General features: G+C 56.6%; 1 protein-coding gene. It reads left to right on the top strand.

What is annotated here, in order from left to right; genetic code table 11:
* The first annotated feature begins 536 nt into the window (after positions 1-536).
* Positions 537-1,022, top strand: coding sequence for a cache domain-containing protein (locus JQ632_RS39130; RefSeq protein WP_212408048.1), 486 nt, complete (start codon positions 537-539; stop codon positions 1,020-1,022).
* Positions 1,023-1,305 lie beyond the last annotated feature (283 nt).

Here is a 1,305-nt window from a genome sequence, read left to right as displayed (position 1 = left end):
TCTCCGTCGATGGCCGCTTCACCTCGACGGAATCACGGTTCGCTCGGCTCCTCAAGACAGTTCTGCAACAAAATCGGCCCTTCTCGGAAGTAGCGCGATGTTCGCGTGAAGTCCGCAGTGCGCTGCGAGCGGACGGAGGCCAGCGCGAGAAGAACTTGTCCGACGCAAATTGCCTTCGCGCTCGCGATGCGGCGCTACCATCCCGCCACGATCAGCACCACCACCGGCAACGTCGCCGCCGCCAGCAGCGTGCCCAGCGCCACCGCCCCCGACACCGGGTTCACCAGCCGCTGATACTGAACTTGCATAGTCTGAGCAGAGCTTCAGTGCGTCCAGCCTCAATCTCAACCATTGCAAAAGTTCAATGGTGTTGCCTGTGTCCGCCGTCGACGCGGACATGACGCTTGCCTCGCGCCGTGCTGCGTTGGAGCGGCTTCTCAAGATGCCTCCTCGGTAGTATCGTTTTATTCGTCACGAAGGGGGCGATAGTCCAACTCTAGTTGGCAATTTTTTGCCAACTATGTCGGGAGATCGCGATGAACACGAAGGCTCCAGCCATCGGCTTCATAATTGCTGCATTGCTTGCGGCTGCTTCGCCGGCAATTTCCCAGGAAGCTCCACCGCTTTCAGAGCAAGCAAAACAAACCAAAGCGCTGGTCGATAAGGCTGCGGCGCTGGTCGATAAAGATGGCAAGGCAGCTTTTGCCGAGTTCAGAAAAAAAGACAGCGAGTGGTTTCACGGTGCGACTTATTTGTTCGCCTACGATTTGAAGGGCAACGTATTGCTCAATCCCGCTTTTCCGATGCGCGAAGGGACCAACGTGAGCGGTCAGAAGGACGCCAGGGGCAAGCTGTTCCATAACGAAATTATCAAAACGGCCGAAACCAGGGGATCGGGATGGGTCGACTATATGTTTCCCAAGCCCGGACAAACCGAGCCGTCGCAGAAATGGGCCTATGTGAGCAAAGTGACGATCGATGGAGTTCCGGGCTTGATAGCCTCAGGCTTTTATCCCCAATGAGACCAGGCTGATACTTTAGGAACGCATGGGTCCGCTGCCGCCTCGGTTGGCGGCCTCTCTCAAATCAGACGAGCGATGTCCGTTCGTGGCCGATTTTGTTGCAAAAGTCGGTTGAGGCGAGCCGGCAAGCGTGATTCCGTTGTGTTGACGCGAATCGCGACGAGGTCGATCCATGATGGGCCGTCTGAAGAGTGACCAAGGTCAACTGTTCTACGAGTTTCATCTCAGCGACGCGGTTCCCGAAGATCATCTAGTGCGGAAGATCGACACTGCTCTCGATCTG

It is taken from the genome of Bradyrhizobium liaoningense (assembly GCF_018130955.1).
GTDB lineage: Bacteria > Pseudomonadota > Alphaproteobacteria > Rhizobiales > Xanthobacteraceae > Bradyrhizobium > Bradyrhizobium liaoningense_C.
The sequence above is the reverse complement of the archived record's forward strand: the minus strand, read 5'-3'. Positions and strand labels throughout refer to the sequence as shown.

Excerpts from the sequence above, each read along its gene's own strand:
- JQ632_RS39130 (WP_212408048.1), top strand. The coding sequence starts at position 537 with ATGAACACGAAGGCTCCAGCCATCGGCTTCATAATTGCTGCATTGCTT.